Genomic DNA, 14,007 nt, shown 5'->3' on the forward strand with positions numbered 1-14,007 from the left:
GGGCAGCCGAAGCTGCCCTTTTCTCCTTGCCAAGCCGCTTATTCAGCCAGCTTGAAGGTAATGAAGCTGGCACGGCCCTGACGCAGCACGCGCATCGACACCGAACGGTTCTTCGGCAGTTCCTTGGCGATTTCGGTGAATTCCTTGGCCGAACCGATGGCCTGGTTGTTCAGGTGGCTGATCACGTCACCCGGGCGCAGGCCGATCATCGCGGCCGGGCCATCCTGGACTTCCTTGATGACCACGCCGCCCTTGAGCTCCAGGGCTTTCTTCTGCTCGGCGGTCAGGTCGGCCACCGAGACGCCCAGGCGGTTGCTGCTGCGCTCGGCGCTGCCTTCGGCGCCGGTACCGATGTCGGCATCGTCGTCCGGCAGTGCGCCAACGCTGATGTCGAGGTTCTGGCGCTTGCCGTTGCGGATGATCTCCAGCTTGGCCTTTTCGCCGTCCTTGAGGCTGCCGACCAGGTGCGGCAGGTCGGCCGACATGACGATCGGCTGGCCGTTCATGCTCAGGATCACGTCACCCACCTGCAGGCCGCCCTTGGCTGCCGGGCCGTTTTCCAGCACCTGGGCCACCAGGGCACCGGCCGGCTTGTCCAGGCCGAACGACTCAGCCAGGTCCTTGTTGACCTCCTGGATCACCACGCCCAGCCAGCCGCGGCTGACCTTGCCGTCTTTCTTCAGCTGGTTGGAGACATCGATCGCCACATCGATCGGGATGGCGAACGACAGGCCCATGAAACCGCCGGAACGGGTGAAGATCTGCGAGTTGATACCCACCACTTCGCCGTTCATGTTGAACAGCGGGCCGCCGGAGTTGCCCGGGTTGATGGCTACGTCCGTCTGGATGAACGGTACGTAGGTGTCGTTGGGCAAGGTACGGCCCTTGGCGCTGACGATACCTTTGGTCACCGAATGGTCGAAGCCGAACGGCGAACCGATGGCCAGTACCCACTCGCCCACCTTGAGCTTCTCGGAATCACCCAGCTTGACGGTCGGCAGGTTCTTGCCCTCGACCTTGAGCAAGGCCACGTCGGTGCGCGGGTCGGTGCCGACCAGCTTGGCCTGCAGCTCGCTGCGGTCCGACAGGCGGACGATGATCTCGTCGGCATCAGCTACCACGTGGTTGTTGGTCAGCACGTAGCCATCGCTGGAAATGATGAAGCCCGAACCCAGCGACTGGGCCTCGCGCTGGCGGTCGCCACGCGGCGAGCGCGGCTGCTGCGGCATGTTGCGCTCGAAGAACTCGCGGAACATCGGCGGCAGGCCTTCCAGGTCGGGCATCTGCCCGGCGGCCATGCGGCGGTCCGGCAGCTTCTGCTTGGTACTGATGTTGACCACGGCTGGCGAGGCCTGCTCGACCAGGGTAGTGAAGTCCGGCAGGGCTTCCTCGGCCTGGGCGCTGAGCACCTGGCCGAGCATCAGCACGGCGGCGAACATCGATAGGTAGGTTTTCAAGCGTGGTATTGACATACGGCTCCCGTCACAACGAGCGGTAGTTTAGAAAGGCCCCTGCACAAAGCAGGAAAGGCCAGGCTCCAAGAAGCCTGACCTATAGAAAATTTGCCGATGGATTGCAAATGACAATGCTTTAATTTCATTTCAGAGGCATGTCCGCACGCCTTGGCATGGCCCGCACGCCAGGCCCGCAAATGCGCGCCATCACTGGCGCGCCTGGCCATCCTGGGGGCGCATCGACAGCGCCACACGCTCTGCGGTACCCAGCGGAATCTCGCCGACCACTGTGACCATCACCTTGCCCTTGGGCGTGTTCAGCCGACGCGAGACCGCCGAAGTCGGGCCAAGCTGGGTGCGCATGTCGGTCCCGCCCTCATCCTTTACCGACTCGAGGAACACCGAGAAGCGCGCCAGGCCATCGTCGTACATCAGGCTGCTGACCGTGCTGTCATTCTTGGGGTCGCGGCGTACCGAGCTGTTGACCAGTTCGAAGCCAGGCGGCAGCCAGTCCGAACGCCAGCCGGCGACCGTGTCATTGGCGGCAGCGGCCACATGCTGCACCGGCTTGCACGCAGCGCTGGCGCGCAGGTCGTCGTCGCTAGGTGCTTCGGTATCGAGACGGGTCATCTGGAAGCGCTCCAGCAACTGCCCCTTGTCGTTGACCATCAACGAGCGCAGCGGCAGGCCGGTAGCACGGTCCAGGTGCAATTCGAAGGCGTAACGGTGCTGGTCGCGCGGGGTGAGCGTCACGATCACGGCATCGCGCCCGGCGACCCGTGACTTGCCCGCCACGCTCAAGTCATACCAGCCCATCAGTTTCAGCGGATCAAGCACACGCTGCGCGGTGTCCGGGGGCGTTGTCACACCACTGGCCAAGGCCCCGCTGACGCACTCTACCTTGCCATCCACGCGCACGATCTCCTGGGCGGCGCCATCGAGCTGCAACAGCCGCTCGCTGACCTTGCCGTCGTCGACCCTGTGCCAGATCTCGTGGGAAGAGAAGCTGCCATTGCGTTCGTAGACAAAAGAGCCTTGGTAGCTCTGCTTTTGCTCGGCCTGTGCCAGCTTGCTAAGCCACTCGCTCGCCTCGGGCGAGGAATTGGCCGCCAATGCTGGCACCGTCATGCAGCTGCCAATCAGCAGCGACAGGAGAGGTAGCGCGCGCATGATCCTCCTTACTTAACGGTTTTCCAGGCTGGCGGCGCGGGCATACGGCAATGCGGTTTCAGTGCCCTTGAGCGCAGATTCCTGGGCATGCTGGCGCAGGTAGCCTGGCAGACGCTGGTCCCAGCCGGCCTGGTTCTGCAGCACGCCGTTGGCCATCGGCCCGGTCGGTTGCTCACTGCTCTCACTATAGCCTGCCAAAACGGCCGGGCCTTGTGCTTGTGGCACACTCAGGCCTTGCTGGGCAGGTTGCTGGGCAGCAAGCTCGGCGCCAGTGATCTCGTCCTGGTTGTACATGCGCACACCGGCCAGCACCGCTACGGTGACCGAGGCAGCTACCGCCAGGCGGCCAATGCTGCGCCATGGCCCTTTCTTGGCCTTGGCCGGCACGGCTTCGTCAGCCAGCGCTGCAGACACCGCCGAGGCGATATCCAGGTTGGGCAGCAGCAGCTCCTTGTGCATGGCTGCGCGGGCAACCTGGTAACGCGACCAGGTGGCACGGGTTTCAGCATCGTCTACGGCGTTCAACACACGACGCAGTTCAAGCTCGTCCGCTTCGTTATCCATCACCGCGGACAGCGATTCCTGCAAAGCTTCACGACTCATGGCGGTTCCTCTCTTGGCTGTCGCCGCTGTCTCAGGTTTCCTGCAGCAAAGGTTGCAGGGCTTTGTCTATGGCCTCCCGAGCGCGGAAGATTCGAGAGCGCACGGTACCCACCGGACATTGCATGACACTGGCAATGTCTTCGTAACTCAGCCCGTCGAACTCGCGCAGGGTCAGTGCCGTGCGCAAGTCTTCAGGCAGTTGCTGGATGGTGCGATGGACAGTGCCTTCGATTTCATCCCGCAACAACGAGCGTTCTGGGGACTCGAGATCCTTGAGACCATGATCGCCGTCGTAAAACTCCGCATCCTCGGAGCTCACATCACTGTCTGGCGGCCGTCTTCCACGGGACACCAGGTAGTTCTTCGCCGTGTTGATGGCGATGCGGTACAGCCACGTATAGAACGCACTGTCTCCGCGGAAGTTGCCAAGCGCACGGTAGGCCTTGATGAAGGCTTCCTGTGCTACATCCTGGGCCTCGTGGGTATCGTGAACGAACCGCACGATCAACCCGAGAATCTTGTGCTGATACTTCAGCACCAACAGATCGAAAGCTCGCCTGTCACCGCGCTGAACGCGCTCGACAAGCTGCTGATCCTCTTCCTGGGTTAGCATGAACACTCCTCAGTGAACTCGAAGGAGCGTTGCAACAGCCATCGTTCAGGCTTGCAACCATAGACTCGGGCTTTGCGCAAAAGTTCTCCCCTCCAAGCAAGTTTCCTGCAGCCCTTGGTCGGGTTGCACGGAAGACGCGGCACGGTCACGGCCGGCTACGTCGATAATCAGGTTTCGAGTACGCAGGGACAGCCCGGACAGGCCTGCCGCCCTGCGTCGCCGCGGCAAGTTGTGGCGCGTGGGCAGCCTTCATAGGATTTCCGGCCATGTCGGAAAGTTCCCACAAAGGTTGTCGCGACCAGGCAAGTGGCATGGAAATTGGCCACCAGGGGCTGCTATAAAGGCAACCCGGCCAGCTTTAACGATAGTTTCACAATGCCATCGGCGCGTGACTATTGTGCCGCGCCCCTTCCAAAGAATACTAGTGTCCCGACATGAGCCAACAATTCCAACATGATGTCCTGGTGATCGGCAGCGGTGCCGCCGGTCTCAGCCTGGCACTGAACCTCCCCAGCCACCTGCGAGTCGCCGTGCTCAGCAAGGGCGACCTGGCCAACGGCTCGACCTTCTGGGCCCAGGGCGGTGTCGCGGCAGTGCTGGACAATACCGATACCGTGCAGTCGCATGTCGAGGACACCCTCAATGCCGGCGGCGGCCTGTGCCATGAAGAAGCTGTGCGCTTTACCGTCGAGCACAGCCGCGAAGCCATCGAGTGGCTGATCGAGCAAGGCGTGCCCTTTACCCGCGACGAGCACTACAGCGTCGACGACGGTGGCTTCGAGTTCCACCTGACCCGCGAAGGCGGCCATAGCCACCGGCGCATCATCCATGCCGCCGACGCCACCGGCGCAGCCATCTTCACCACGCTGCTGGAGCAGGCCCGCCTACGCCCGAACATCCAGCTGCTGGAGCAGCGCGTGGCGGTCGACCTGATTACCGAACGTCGCCTCGGCCTGCCCGGCGAGCGCTGCCTGGGTGCCTATGTGCTCGACCGCAACACCGGCGAGGTGGACACCTTCGGTGCGCGCTTCACCGTGCTGGCCACTGGCGGCGCGGCCAAGGTCTACCTGTATACCAGCAACCCCGATGGTGCCTGCGGCGACGGCATCGCCATGGCCTGGCGGGCCGGTTGCCGGGTGGCGAACCTGGAGTTCAACCAGTTCCACCCGACTTGCCTGTACCACCCGCAGGCCAAGAGTTTCCTGGTTACCGAAGCCCTGCGCGGCGAAGGCGCCCTGCTGCGCCTGCCCAATGGCGAGCGTTTCATGCCACGCTTCGACCCCCGCGAAGAACTGGCCCCGCGCGACATCGTGGCCCGCGCCATCGACCACGAAATGAAGCGCCTGGGTGTGGACTGCGTGTACCTGGACATCACCCACAAGCCGGCCGACTTCATCAAGAGCCACTTCCCCACCGTGTACGAGCGCTGCCTGGCCTTCGGTATCGACATCACCCGTCAGCCGATCCCGGTAGTACCTGCGGCGCACTACACCTGCGGCGGAGTGATGGTCGACGACCGCGGCCATACCGACGTGCCGGGCCTGTATGCCATAGGTGAAACCAGCTTCACCGGCCTGCACGGCGCCAACCGCATGGCCAGCAACTCGCTGCTGGAGTGCTTCGTCTATGGCCGTGCCGCCGCGGCCGACATCCAGGCGCACCTGGATGAAGTGGTCATGCCCAAGGCCCTGCCCGGCTGGGACGCCAGCCAGGTCACCGACTCGGACGAGGACGTGATCATTGCGCACAACTGGGACGAACTGCGGCGCTTCATGTGGGACTACGTCGGCATCGTGCGTACCAGCAAGCGCCTGCAGCGAGCGCAGCACCGCATTCGCCTGCTGCTGGACGAAATCGACGAGTTCTACAGCAACTACAAGGTCAGCCGCGACCTGATCGAATTGCGCAACCTGGCGCAGGTGGCCGAGTTGATGATCCTGTCGGCCATGCAGCGCAAGGAAAGCCGCGGACTGCATTACACCCTGGATTACCCGGGGATGCTGGACGAGGCCAAGGACACCATTCTCAGCCCGATCTGAAATCGGCGTCGCGGCCTTCGCGGGCGCGCCCGCTCCCACAGGAATCCCACTGCCTTGCAGGCTTGCGCAGTACCTGTGGGAGCGGGCAGGCCCGCGAAGACGCCAACTCGGTATGGTTTTATGCCCGGCTCACCCCTGCCCACCTGCGCCGGCTGAATTTCAACCGCACCCGCAAGCGCCTGTGCTCATCAGCCCCCAGCGCATCCCGTGGCACGCATTGGCTCTCCCCCAACCAGCGCCCCTCCCGCACAAAGCGCAACACCACCAGCGCCGGCAACGCCACGCTGTCCCGGCACAAGCGCACCGGCTGCCAGCCACGGGCACGGCTGAACACCTGCCAGCCGCGCACATCACGTCGCAGGCCAACAACGGCATGCTCATGCGTCAGCAGAATACGTCGGGGAATGGCCCAGCCAGCGTGGGCCATACAGGCGGCGACAACAGCAAGGGCCGACCACCCGGGCAGCGGGCTCGCCCATACGGCGAACCACGCCAGTACCTGGCACCCCAGGTAGGCCGCCAGCAGCAGGCGCGAGCCTTGCCAGCGGCACTCGAAGCACTCACTTGGGCTGGACACGGTCCAGGATGATGCGAACCATGCGCTGCAGCTCCGGGTCTTCGGACTCGGTGCGCTCCATGAACCAGCCGAACATGTCCTGATCCTCGCAGCTCAACAGACGCACGTAGAGTTCGCGGTCGGTTTCGTTGAGCGTGGGGTAGACTTCCTGGGTGAAAGGCACCAACAGTACGTCCAGTTCCAGCATGCCGCGGCGGCTGTGCCAGAAAAGCCGGTTGAGTTCAGTTTGTTCGACCATGGGGCCCTCCTCGAATGGCCCGCCAGTATACAGCCAGGCGAGCGAAGCGACACCGGGCGTTGGTCTAGTCACCTACCTATTTTGTTACCGGCGTTCTATGATGGCCGCCAGTCTTTAGCCACCGCGATGACCCATGGCCGATTCCGCTTTCTTCTGCCCCCTGTCCCACGAGGGCATCCTCGCCGTCCGCGGCTCCGATGCAGGCAAGTTCCTGCAAGGCCAGCTGACCTGCAACATCAACTACCTCAGCCCGGAACACGCCAGCCTCGGCGCCCGCTGCATGGTCAAGGGGCGCATGCAGTCGAGTTTCCGCATCCTGCCCGAAGGCAACGGCTACCTGCTGGCCATGGCCAGCGAGCTGCTCGACGCCCAGCTGGCCGACCTCAAGAAGTACGCCGTGTTCTCGAAGGCGACGCTGACCGATGAAAGCGCTGCCTGGGCACGCTTCGGCCTGCAAGGCGGCGATGCGGCGCTGCAGGCCCTGGGGCTCGATGTGCCTGCGGCAGCTGGCAGCACCGTGCGCCACGACGGGTTGATCGCCATTGCCGTGTCCGCTGGCCGCGTGGAGCTGTGGATACCGGCAGACAAAGCCGACAGCGTTCGCCAGGCGCTGGCCGCCGCACTGCCCGAAGGTAGCCTCGACAACTGGCTACTGGGGCAGATTCGCGCCGGGATCGGCCAGGTAATGGGGCCGACCCGCGAGCTGTTCATCCCGCAGATGATCAACCTGCAGGCCGTCGACGGCGTCAGCTTCAAGAAGGGCTGCTACACCGGTCAGGAAATCGTTGCCCGCATGCAGTACCTGGGCAAGCTCAAGCGCCGCCAGTACCGCCTGGCACTGGACCAGCAGGCCATTCCAGCCCCGGGTGCCGAGATCTTCTCGCCCACCCATGGTTCGTCGGTCGGTGAAGTGGTCATTGCTGCCAGCAACGGCACCGGCTGCGAACTGCTCGCCGTGCTCAGCGCCGAAGCGGTGGAAGACGACAACCTGCACCTGGGCAGCCTGGAAGGCCCACGCCTGCAGGTGCTGACCCTGCCCTACGAACTGGACCGCGACCGGGAAATCCAGCGTTGACCAGCCTGCCCCGCCTACGTGGCGGGGCCGCACCACCACTGCGGTAGACACGCCCATGAACAAGCTGGCCGAGATGGTTCAAGCACAGTTGCTCGATGCCATCGAAAAGGATGACCTGGTCCTGCCGACCCTGCCCGAGGTTGCCTTGAGCATCCGCGAGGCGGCGGAAGACAGCGAGATCAGCGTGGCGGCCCTGAGCAAGGTGATCGGTCGCGATGCGGCCCTTTCAGCGCGCCTGATCAAGGTCGTCAACAGCCCGCTGCTGCGCGCGGCGGTCGAGGTCACCGACCTGCACACCGCCATCACGCGGCTGGGCATCAACTACAGCTGCAACCTGGCCATTGGCCTGGTGATCGAGCAGATTTTCCACGCCCGGGCGCCGGCAGTGGAACAGAAGTTACGTGATATCTGGGCCAACAGCCTGGATGTGGCGGGCATCAGCTACGAAATCTGCCGCCGCTATACACAACTCAAGCCCGACCAGGCTACCCTCGGCGGGCTGGTCAACCAGATTGGCGCACTACCGGTGCTGATCTATGCCGAAGAGCACAACGAACTGCTGTCCGACCCGGTGTGCCTGCATTATGTGATCGAGCAGATCCAGCCGGTGCTGGGCGACAAGATCCTCAAGGCCTGGGAGTTTCCGGAGCAACTGGTCAACCTGCCGAGCCAAGTGCAGGACCTGGACCGGCAGACTGACAAGATCGACTACATCGACATCGTGCAGATCGCCCGCTGCATCAGCCAGCGCGGGCGCCACCGGCCGCTGGCGGCACTGCCGGCATACCGCCATCTGGGCCTGCCGTACGGTACCGAGCTTGAAGTGGGTGAACTGATCGAGGCGCGGAGCATGTTGCGCTGACCGGTGTCAGCCTGTTCGGCCCTATCGCCGGCAAGCCAGCTCCCACAAGTTGCTCGCTGTTCTCGAGGGCAGTTAAACCTGTGGCAGCATATCTTGTGCTGCCTGTACTGGCCTCATCGCCGGCAAGCCAGCTCCCACAGGGATAGCACATGACTTGAGGTCAATGCAGTCGAGGTGGGGGCTGGCTTGCCGGCGAAAGGGCCGGTACAGGCCACACATCAATCCGCGATAAAACTCACCCGCACCCGCAACCCGCCATTCGCACCGTCATGCAGGCTCACCTGCGCCAAGTGCGCCCGGCAGATCTCGCCGACAATCGCCAAGCCAAGCCCACTGCCCTGCGCACTGCGCCGGTAGAAGCGCTCGAATACCCGCTCACGCTCGGCCTCGGGAATCCCCGGCCCGTCGTCCTCCACCTCAAGCACCGCCGGCGCCAGCACCCGCAAGATCACGTTGCCGCCAGCCGGCGTATGCGCCAAGGCATTGTCCACCAGGTTGCTCAACAGCTCGTTGAGCAGCGTCGGCTCCCCCTTCAGCCACACCGGCGCCTCGGCCTCCAGGGCCAGCGCCACCCCGCGCTTGTGCGCCAGCGGTGCCATGGCCATGCCCAGCTCACGAGCCAACTGGCTCAGGTCCAGTCGCTGCGCCCCGCCTTCGGCAATCGCCCGCGCACCGTTCTCGACCCGCGCCAGCGACAGCAGCTGGTTGGCCAGGTGGGTCAGCCGGTCAGTGCCCTGGGCCGCGGACTCCAGTGTCTGCCGCCACTCCTGCGGCTCGGCCGAACGCAGGCCCAGCTCGACACGTGCCTTCAGCGCGGCCAGTGGCGTGCGCAACTCGTGGGCGGCGTCGGCGATGAACTGCGCCTGGCGCTCGAACTGGCCGCGCAAACGCTCGGTGAAATGGTTCAAAGCCCGCACCAGTGGGCCCAGCTCACGCTGCACCTGCACCACCGGCAAGGCCCGCAGGTCGTCCGGCTGGCGCTCTTCCACCGCCGTGCGCAGGCGCTCCAGCGGCCGCAACGCGGCACTCACGGCAAACCACACCATCACCAGCGCGCCCAGTGCCAGCATCCCCAGGCGCAGCAGGGTATCGGCCATCAGGCCACGGGCCATGCGCACCCGCGCTTCCTCGGTCTCGGCCACACGGATTTCCGCCATGCCGTTCATATTCGGCTCGCTCACCGGCTTCAGCAGGCTGACCACCCGCACGTCCTGGCCCAGGTAGGTGGCGTTGTAGAACCGCGCCAGCGCCGGGTAATCGTCGGTACGCGGCGTGCCCGGCGGCGGCGCTGGCAGGTTCTCGTAACCGGAAATCAGCCGCTGCTGGATGTCCAGCACCTGGTAGTAGATGCGCCCGGCACTGTCGTAGGCGAAGGTGTCCAGGGCCACGTAGGGCACATCTGCGCTCAGCGAGCCGTCACGCTGGGACAGGCCTGCGGCAATGGTCCGCGCCGAGGCCAGCAGGGTCCGGTCGTAGGCGGTGTCGGCGGCCTCGCGGCCATTCCAATAAGCGCTCAGGCCACTCGCCAGCATCAGCACCACCAGCAGCAAGGCCAGGTTGCCGAGCAAGCGCCCGCGCAGGCTACCGTTGTCACGCATCGCGGTGCTCGAGCAGGTAGCCCAGGCCACGGAAGGTGACGATGGCCACCGGGTGGCCGTCGAGCTTCTTGCGCAGGCGGTGGATGTAGATTTCGATGGCGTCGGGGCTGGCCTCTTCGTCCAGGCCGAACACCTGGGCGGCCAGTTGCTCCTTGCTCATCACCCGGCCCGGTCGGGCGATCAGCGCTTCCAGTACGCTCTGTTCGCGCGAGGTCAGGGTCAGGTTTTCCCCACCCAGGGCAAAGCGCCGGGTGTCCAGGTCGTACACCAGCGGCCCGCAGCGTTGCTGGCGCTCGCCACCGAGCACGCTGCGCCGCAGCAGGGCCTTGACCCGTGCTTCCAGTTCGGTCAGCTCGAACGGCTTGGCCAGGTAGTCGTCGGCGCCCAGGTTCAGGCCGTGGACCCGGTCCTTGACGTCGCTGCGCGCGGTCAGCATCAGCACCGGCAGGGTCTTGCCACGGCCGCGCAGGCGCGCCAGCACCTCGAAGCCGTCCATGCGCGGCAAGCCGACATCCAGCACGGCCACGGCGTATTCCTCGCTGGCCAGGGCCAGGTCGGCGGCCACGCCGTCATGCAGCACATCCACGGTCAGGCCATGGCTTTTCAAGGCCTGGGCCACGCTTTCGGCCAGTTGCAGGTGGTCTTCGACCAGCAGCACACGCATCGGATTCTCCCTGCTCGGGTGGGACGGTGGCGCGGAGTGTACCGCTGTCGGCAGGCCTGTGAAGCCCTGTCGACAAACCTTTCACGCTGAAAGGTTAGCGAAAGGTTGGTTACCTAGCATCGCACCACGGTCGCCCTTCGCGCCGAAAAAAGCACCAGCAAGGTGCAACGAATAAGAACAATAAACGGAGCCATCAGTGATGCTGTCATCGCAGCCGCAGGCGTTCGCGCCTACCCGTTCCTTTGCCGCACGCCCCTCCGCCATCGCCAGCGCCCTTGCGCTTGCCGGTGTCGCCCCGATGAGCCAGGCCGCCTTCTTCGAAGACAGCACGGCCACCTTCGAAACCCGCAACATGTACTTCAACCGCGACTTCCGCGACGGCACCAGTGCGCAGCAATCCAAGCGCGACGAGTGGGCCCAGGGCTTCATGCTCAACTTCGAGTCTGGCTACACCGATGGCACCGTGGGCTTCGGCCTGGATGCGCTGGGCATGCTCGGCATCAAGCTCGACTCCAGCCCCGACCGCACCGACACCGGCCTGCTGCCGACCCACGATGACGGCAAGGCCGCCGACGAGTACTCCAAGCTCGGCCTGACCGGCAAGGTGAAGGTGTCGCAGACCGAACTGAAGATCGGCACGCTGATCCCCGAACTGCCGACCCTGCAGCCCAACGATGGGCGCATCCTGCCGCAAACCTTCGAAGGCGGCCTGCTCACCTCGAAGGAGGTCAAGGGCCTGACCTTCACCGGCGGCCGACTGGACAAGGCCAAGGACCGCAACGACACCAACTGGGAAGACCTGGCCCTGAACAACAAGAACGGCCGCTTCGGTGGCTCGTTCAGCGCCGACAACCTAGACCTGGCCGGCCTCGACTACCAGTTCACCGATCGCATCACCGGCAGCTACCACTTTGCCCAGCTCGACGATATCTACCGCCAGCACTTCATCGGCATGGTCGCCACCCAGCCATGGGGCCCGGGCACCTTCGGCGCCGACCTGCGCCTGGCGGTGAGTGACGACGCCGGCGCCGCCAAGGCCGGCAACATCGACAACACCACCGTCAACGGCATGCTCAGCTACGCCCTGGGCGGGCACAAGGTCAGCGCCGCCTGGCAGCAGCTGTCCGGCGACAGCGCCTTCCCGTACGTCGATGGTGCCGACCCGTACCTGGTCAACTTCGTCCAGATCAACGACTTCGCCGGCGCCGACGAGCGCTCCTGGCAGGCGCGCTACGACTACAACTTCGCCGCACTCGGCGTGCCCGGCCTGACCTTCATGACCCGCTATATCAGCGGCGACAACGTCAGCCGCGCGGCCGGTGGCGAGGGCAAGGAGTGGGAGCGCAACACCGAACTGAAGTACGTGGTACAAAGCGGCCCGTTGAAGAACGTCGCCGTGCGCCTGCGCAACGCCACCTTCCGCTCCAACTTCGCCCGCGACGCGGACGAGGTGCGGCTGCTGGTGAGCTACAGCGTGGCGCTGTGGTAACCCCATAGCGATAACTTGATAACAACAACGCTCACGGAGATAGACGATGACCTTTTCACTGCGCCGCCTCGTCCTTGCTACCGGCTGCCTGCTGCTGGCCGGCAACGCCCTTGCTGCCGAACCGAAACGCCCCGAATGCATTGCCCCCGCCTCGCCCGGCGGCGGCTTCGACCTGACCTGCAAACTGGTGCAGAGCGCCCTGGTGCAGGAAAAGATCCTCACCAAGCCGATGCGCGTCACCTACATGCCCGGCGGTGTCGGCGCGGTGGCCTACAACGCCGTGGTCGCCCAGCGCCCGGCCGATGCCGGCACCCTGGTGGCCTGGTCCAGCGGCTCGCTGCTGAACCTGGCCCAGGGCAAGTTCGGCCGCTTTGACGAAAACGCGGTGAAATGGCTGGCCGCCGTCGGCACCAGCTACGGCGCCATCGCAGTGAAAAGCGACTCGCCCTACAAGACCCTCGACGACCTGGTCGCGGCGCTGAAGAAAGACCCGAGCAAGGTGGTGATCGGCTCCGGCGGTACGGTCGGCAGCCAGGACTGGATGCAGACCGCCCTAATCGCCAAGGCCGCCGGCATCAACCCGCGTGACCTGCGCTACGTGGCCCTGGAAGGCGGCGGCGAAATCGCCACGGCGTTGCTGGGCGGGCATATCCAGGTAGGCTCGACCGACATCTCCGACTCCATGCCGCACATTCAGAGCGGCAACATGCGCATCCTCGCGGTGTTCTCGGAAAACCGCCTGGACGAGCCCGAGATGAAAGACATCCCCACCGCCAAGGAGCAGGGCTACGACATCGTCTGGCCGGTGGTACGCGGTTTCTACCTGGGGCCAAAGGTGAGCGACGAGGACTACGCCTGGTGGAAACAGTCATTCGACAAGATGCTGGCCTCGGAAGACTTCGCCAAGCTGCGTGACCAGCGCGAACTGTTCCCCTTCGCCATGACCGGTGCAGAGCTGGACGGCTATGTGAAGAAGCAAGTGGCTGACTACAAGGCACTGGCCAGGGAGTTTGGCCTGATCCAGTAAGCCACCCACGATCTTTCACTGATCCCTGTGGGAGCGGGCGTGCCCGCGAAGAAGACACCGCGGTGCCTGGCACCGGCGTTGCCGGTGTTCGCGGGCACGCCCGCTCCCACAGAGTCCGTGCTCAATGAGGACTCTCTGATGATCCTGCAACGCATCTTCGCCCTGGCCCTGCTGGCGGTGTGCGCCGCCCTGGCCGTGATGGCCTGGCCTTACCAGGCGGCGTTTTCCTATGAACCGGTGGGCCCGCGCGCCTACCCGCTGTTGATGCTCGGCCTGCTTTGCCTGGGCCTGCTGTACCTGGTGTTCCGCCCCACGCCCATCGTGCGCAAGGACGACGAACCAGAGCTGGACCGCGAAACCCTGATCAAGATCACCGCCTGCGTCGGCCTGCTGATCGTTTTCGCCAGCACCTTCGAAGCCTTGGGCTTCATCCTAAGCGCCATCCTGGTTGGCGTGCCCATGGCCCGCCTGTACGGCGGCCGCTGGCTGCACAGCGCCATCGTGGTGGTGGGCATGAGCCTGTTCCTCTACTGGCTGTTCGACCGCGTGATGGACGTGCCCCTGCCCCTTGGCCTGCTGAGCGTACTGGAGAACTGAC

At 64.7% G+C, this 14,007-nt stretch carries 14 protein-coding genes; 6 read left to right on the forward strand and 8 right to left on the reverse strand.

Annotated features, from left to right (window positions below; translation table 11 throughout):
- Positions 1–38 precede the first annotated feature (38 nt).
- The 4 genes from CAG34_RS12490 to rpoE form a co-directional block, all read right to left on the reverse strand.
- The gene (locus tag CAG34_RS12490) at positions 39–1,439 is read right to left on the reverse strand and encodes a DegQ family serine endoprotease (protein WP_371257967.1); all 1,401 of its coding nucleotides are present in this window, start codon (positions 1,437–1,439) and stop codon (positions 39–41) included.
- A gap of 222 nt (positions 1,440–1,661) precedes the next feature.
- Positions 1,662–2,624, reverse strand: coding sequence for a MucB/RseB C-terminal domain-containing protein (locus CAG34_RS12495; protein ID WP_085590274.1), 963 nt, complete (start codon positions 2,622–2,624; stop codon positions 1,662–1,664).
- 12 nt (positions 2,625–2,636) lie between these two features.
- Positions 2,637–3,227: a sigma-E factor negative regulatory protein gene (locus tag CAG34_RS12500; RefSeq protein ID WP_013973999.1), complete on the reverse strand. Its 591-nt coding sequence runs from the start codon at positions 3,225–3,227 to the stop codon at positions 2,637–2,639.
- Between the two features lie 31 nt (positions 3,228–3,258).
- Positions 3,259–3,840 carry an RNA polymerase sigma factor RpoE gene (rpoE, locus tag CAG34_RS12505; protein ID WP_003252049.1) on the reverse strand — a complete coding sequence of 194 codons (582 nt, stop codon included), beginning with the start codon at positions 3,838–3,840 and terminating at the stop codon, positions 3,259–3,261.
- Between the two features lie 434 nt (positions 3,841–4,274).
- Between rpoE and nadB the strand changes: the two genes are divergently transcribed.
- A complete protein-coding gene (gene nadB / locus CAG34_RS12510; RefSeq protein WP_085590276.1) occupies positions 4,275–5,879 on the forward strand; it encodes an L-aspartate oxidase in 1,605 nt (534 codons plus the stop codon).
- Between the two features lie 118 nt (positions 5,880–5,997).
- On the opposite strand, the gene CAG34_RS12515 is transcribed toward nadB, so the two are convergent.
- Entirely contained in the window at positions 5,998–6,456 is a 459-nt protein-coding gene (locus CAG34_RS12515; protein WP_085590278.1) for a protein YgfX, read from the reverse strand.
- A complete protein-coding gene (locus CAG34_RS12520) occupies positions 6,440–6,694 on the reverse strand; it encodes a succinate dehydrogenase assembly factor 2 (protein ID WP_003252043.1) in 255 nt (84 codons plus the stop codon). The genes CAG34_RS12515 and CAG34_RS12520 overlap by 17 nt, the downstream gene beginning before the upstream one ends.
- A gap of 133 nt (positions 6,695–6,827) precedes the next feature.
- On the opposite strand from CAG34_RS12520, the gene CAG34_RS12525 reads away from it, so the two are divergent.
- Both CAG34_RS12525 and CAG34_RS12530 read left to right on the forward strand, forming a co-directional pair.
- Complete coding sequence (locus tag CAG34_RS12525) at positions 6,828–7,769, forward strand: folate-binding protein YgfZ (RefSeq protein ID WP_085590280.1); 942 nt, start codon at positions 6,828–6,830, stop codon at positions 7,767–7,769.
- A 55-nt stretch (positions 7,770–7,824) separates the two neighbouring features.
- Positions 7,825–8,631, forward strand: coding sequence for an HDOD domain-containing protein (locus CAG34_RS12530; protein WP_025340431.1), 807 nt, complete (start codon positions 7,825–7,827; stop codon positions 8,629–8,631).
- Positions 8,632–8,849: 218 nt separating this feature from the next.
- Here CAG34_RS12530 and CAG34_RS12535 read toward each other — a convergent pair whose 3' ends face one another.
- Together CAG34_RS12535 and CAG34_RS12540 are read right to left on the reverse strand one after the other, a co-directional pair.
- A complete protein-coding gene (locus tag CAG34_RS12535; protein ID WP_085590282.1) occupies positions 8,850–10,229 on the reverse strand; it encodes a sensor histidine kinase in 1,380 nt (459 codons plus the stop codon).
- Positions 10,222–10,893: a response regulator gene (locus CAG34_RS12540; protein WP_025340433.1), complete on the reverse strand. Its 672-nt coding sequence runs from the start codon at positions 10,891–10,893 to the stop codon at positions 10,222–10,224. Before CAG34_RS12540 ends, CAG34_RS12535 begins: the two co-directional genes overlap by 8 nt.
- Before the next feature lie 199 nt (positions 10,894–11,092).
- Between CAG34_RS12540 and CAG34_RS12545 the strand changes: the two genes are divergently transcribed.
- The 3 genes from CAG34_RS12545 to CAG34_RS12555 all read left to right on the forward strand — a co-directional run bounded on the left by CAG34_RS12545 (position 11,093) and on the right by CAG34_RS12555 (position 14,006).
- Positions 11,093–12,382: an OprD family porin gene (locus CAG34_RS12545; RefSeq protein ID WP_025340434.1), complete on the forward strand. Its 1,290-nt coding sequence runs from the start codon at positions 11,093–11,095 to the stop codon at positions 12,380–12,382.
- 46 nt (positions 12,383–12,428) lie between these two features.
- A complete protein-coding gene (locus CAG34_RS12550; RefSeq protein WP_025340435.1) occupies positions 12,429–13,409 on the forward strand; it encodes a tripartite tricarboxylate transporter substrate binding protein in 981 nt (326 codons plus the stop codon).
- Between the two features lie 138 nt (positions 13,410–13,547).
- Positions 13,548–14,006: a tripartite tricarboxylate transporter TctB family protein gene (locus CAG34_RS12555; protein ID WP_085590285.1), complete on the forward strand. Its 459-nt coding sequence runs from the start codon at positions 13,548–13,550 to the stop codon at positions 14,004–14,006.
- Position 14,007 lies beyond the last annotated feature (1 nt).

The organism is Pseudomonas sp. B14(2017) (assembly GCF_002113255.1).
GTDB lineage: Bacteria > Pseudomonadota > Gammaproteobacteria > Pseudomonadales > Pseudomonadaceae > Aquipseudomonas > Aquipseudomonas putida_Z.

Coding starts and splice junctions, on each gene's coding strand:
- CAG34_RS12490 (WP_371257967.1), bottom strand. CDS start 1,439: ATGTTCGCCGCCGTGCTGATGCTCGGCCAGGTGCTCAGCGCCCAGGCC.
- CAG34_RS12495 (WP_085590274.1), bottom strand. CDS start 2,624: ATGCGCGCGCTACCTCTCCTGTCGCTGCTGATTGGCAGCTGCATGACG.
- CAG34_RS12500 (WP_013973999.1), bottom strand. CDS start 3,227: ATGAGTCGTGAAGCTTTGCAGGAATCGCTGTCCGCGGTGATGGATAAC.
- rpoE (WP_003252049.1), bottom strand. CDS start 3,840: ATGCTAACCCAGGAAGAGGATCAGCAGCTTGTCGAGCGCGTTCAGCGC.
- nadB (WP_085590276.1), top strand. CDS start 4,275: ATGAGCCAACAATTCCAACATGATGTCCTGGTGATCGGCAGCGGTGCC.
- CAG34_RS12520 (WP_003252043.1), bottom strand. CDS start 6,694: ATGGTCGAACAAACTGAACTCAACCGGCTTTTCTGGCACAGCCGCCGC.
- CAG34_RS12525 (WP_085590280.1), top strand. CDS start 6,828: ATGGCCGATTCCGCTTTCTTCTGCCCCCTGTCCCACGAGGGCATCCTC.
- CAG34_RS12530 (WP_025340431.1), top strand. CDS start 7,825: ATGAACAAGCTGGCCGAGATGGTTCAAGCACAGTTGCTCGATGCCATC.
- CAG34_RS12535 (WP_085590282.1), bottom strand. CDS start 10,229: ATGCGTGACAACGGTAGCCTGCGCGGGCGCTTGCTCGGCAACCTGGCC.
- CAG34_RS12540 (WP_025340433.1), bottom strand. CDS start 10,893: ATGCGTGTGCTGCTGGTCGAAGACCACCTGCAACTGGCCGAAAGCGTG.
- CAG34_RS12545 (WP_025340434.1), top strand. CDS start 11,093: ATGCTGTCATCGCAGCCGCAGGCGTTCGCGCCTACCCGTTCCTTTGCC.
- CAG34_RS12550 (WP_025340435.1), top strand. CDS start 12,429: ATGACCTTTTCACTGCGCCGCCTCGTCCTTGCTACCGGCTGCCTGCTG.
- CAG34_RS12555 (WP_085590285.1), top strand. CDS start 13,548: ATGATCCTGCAACGCATCTTCGCCCTGGCCCTGCTGGCGGTGTGCGCC.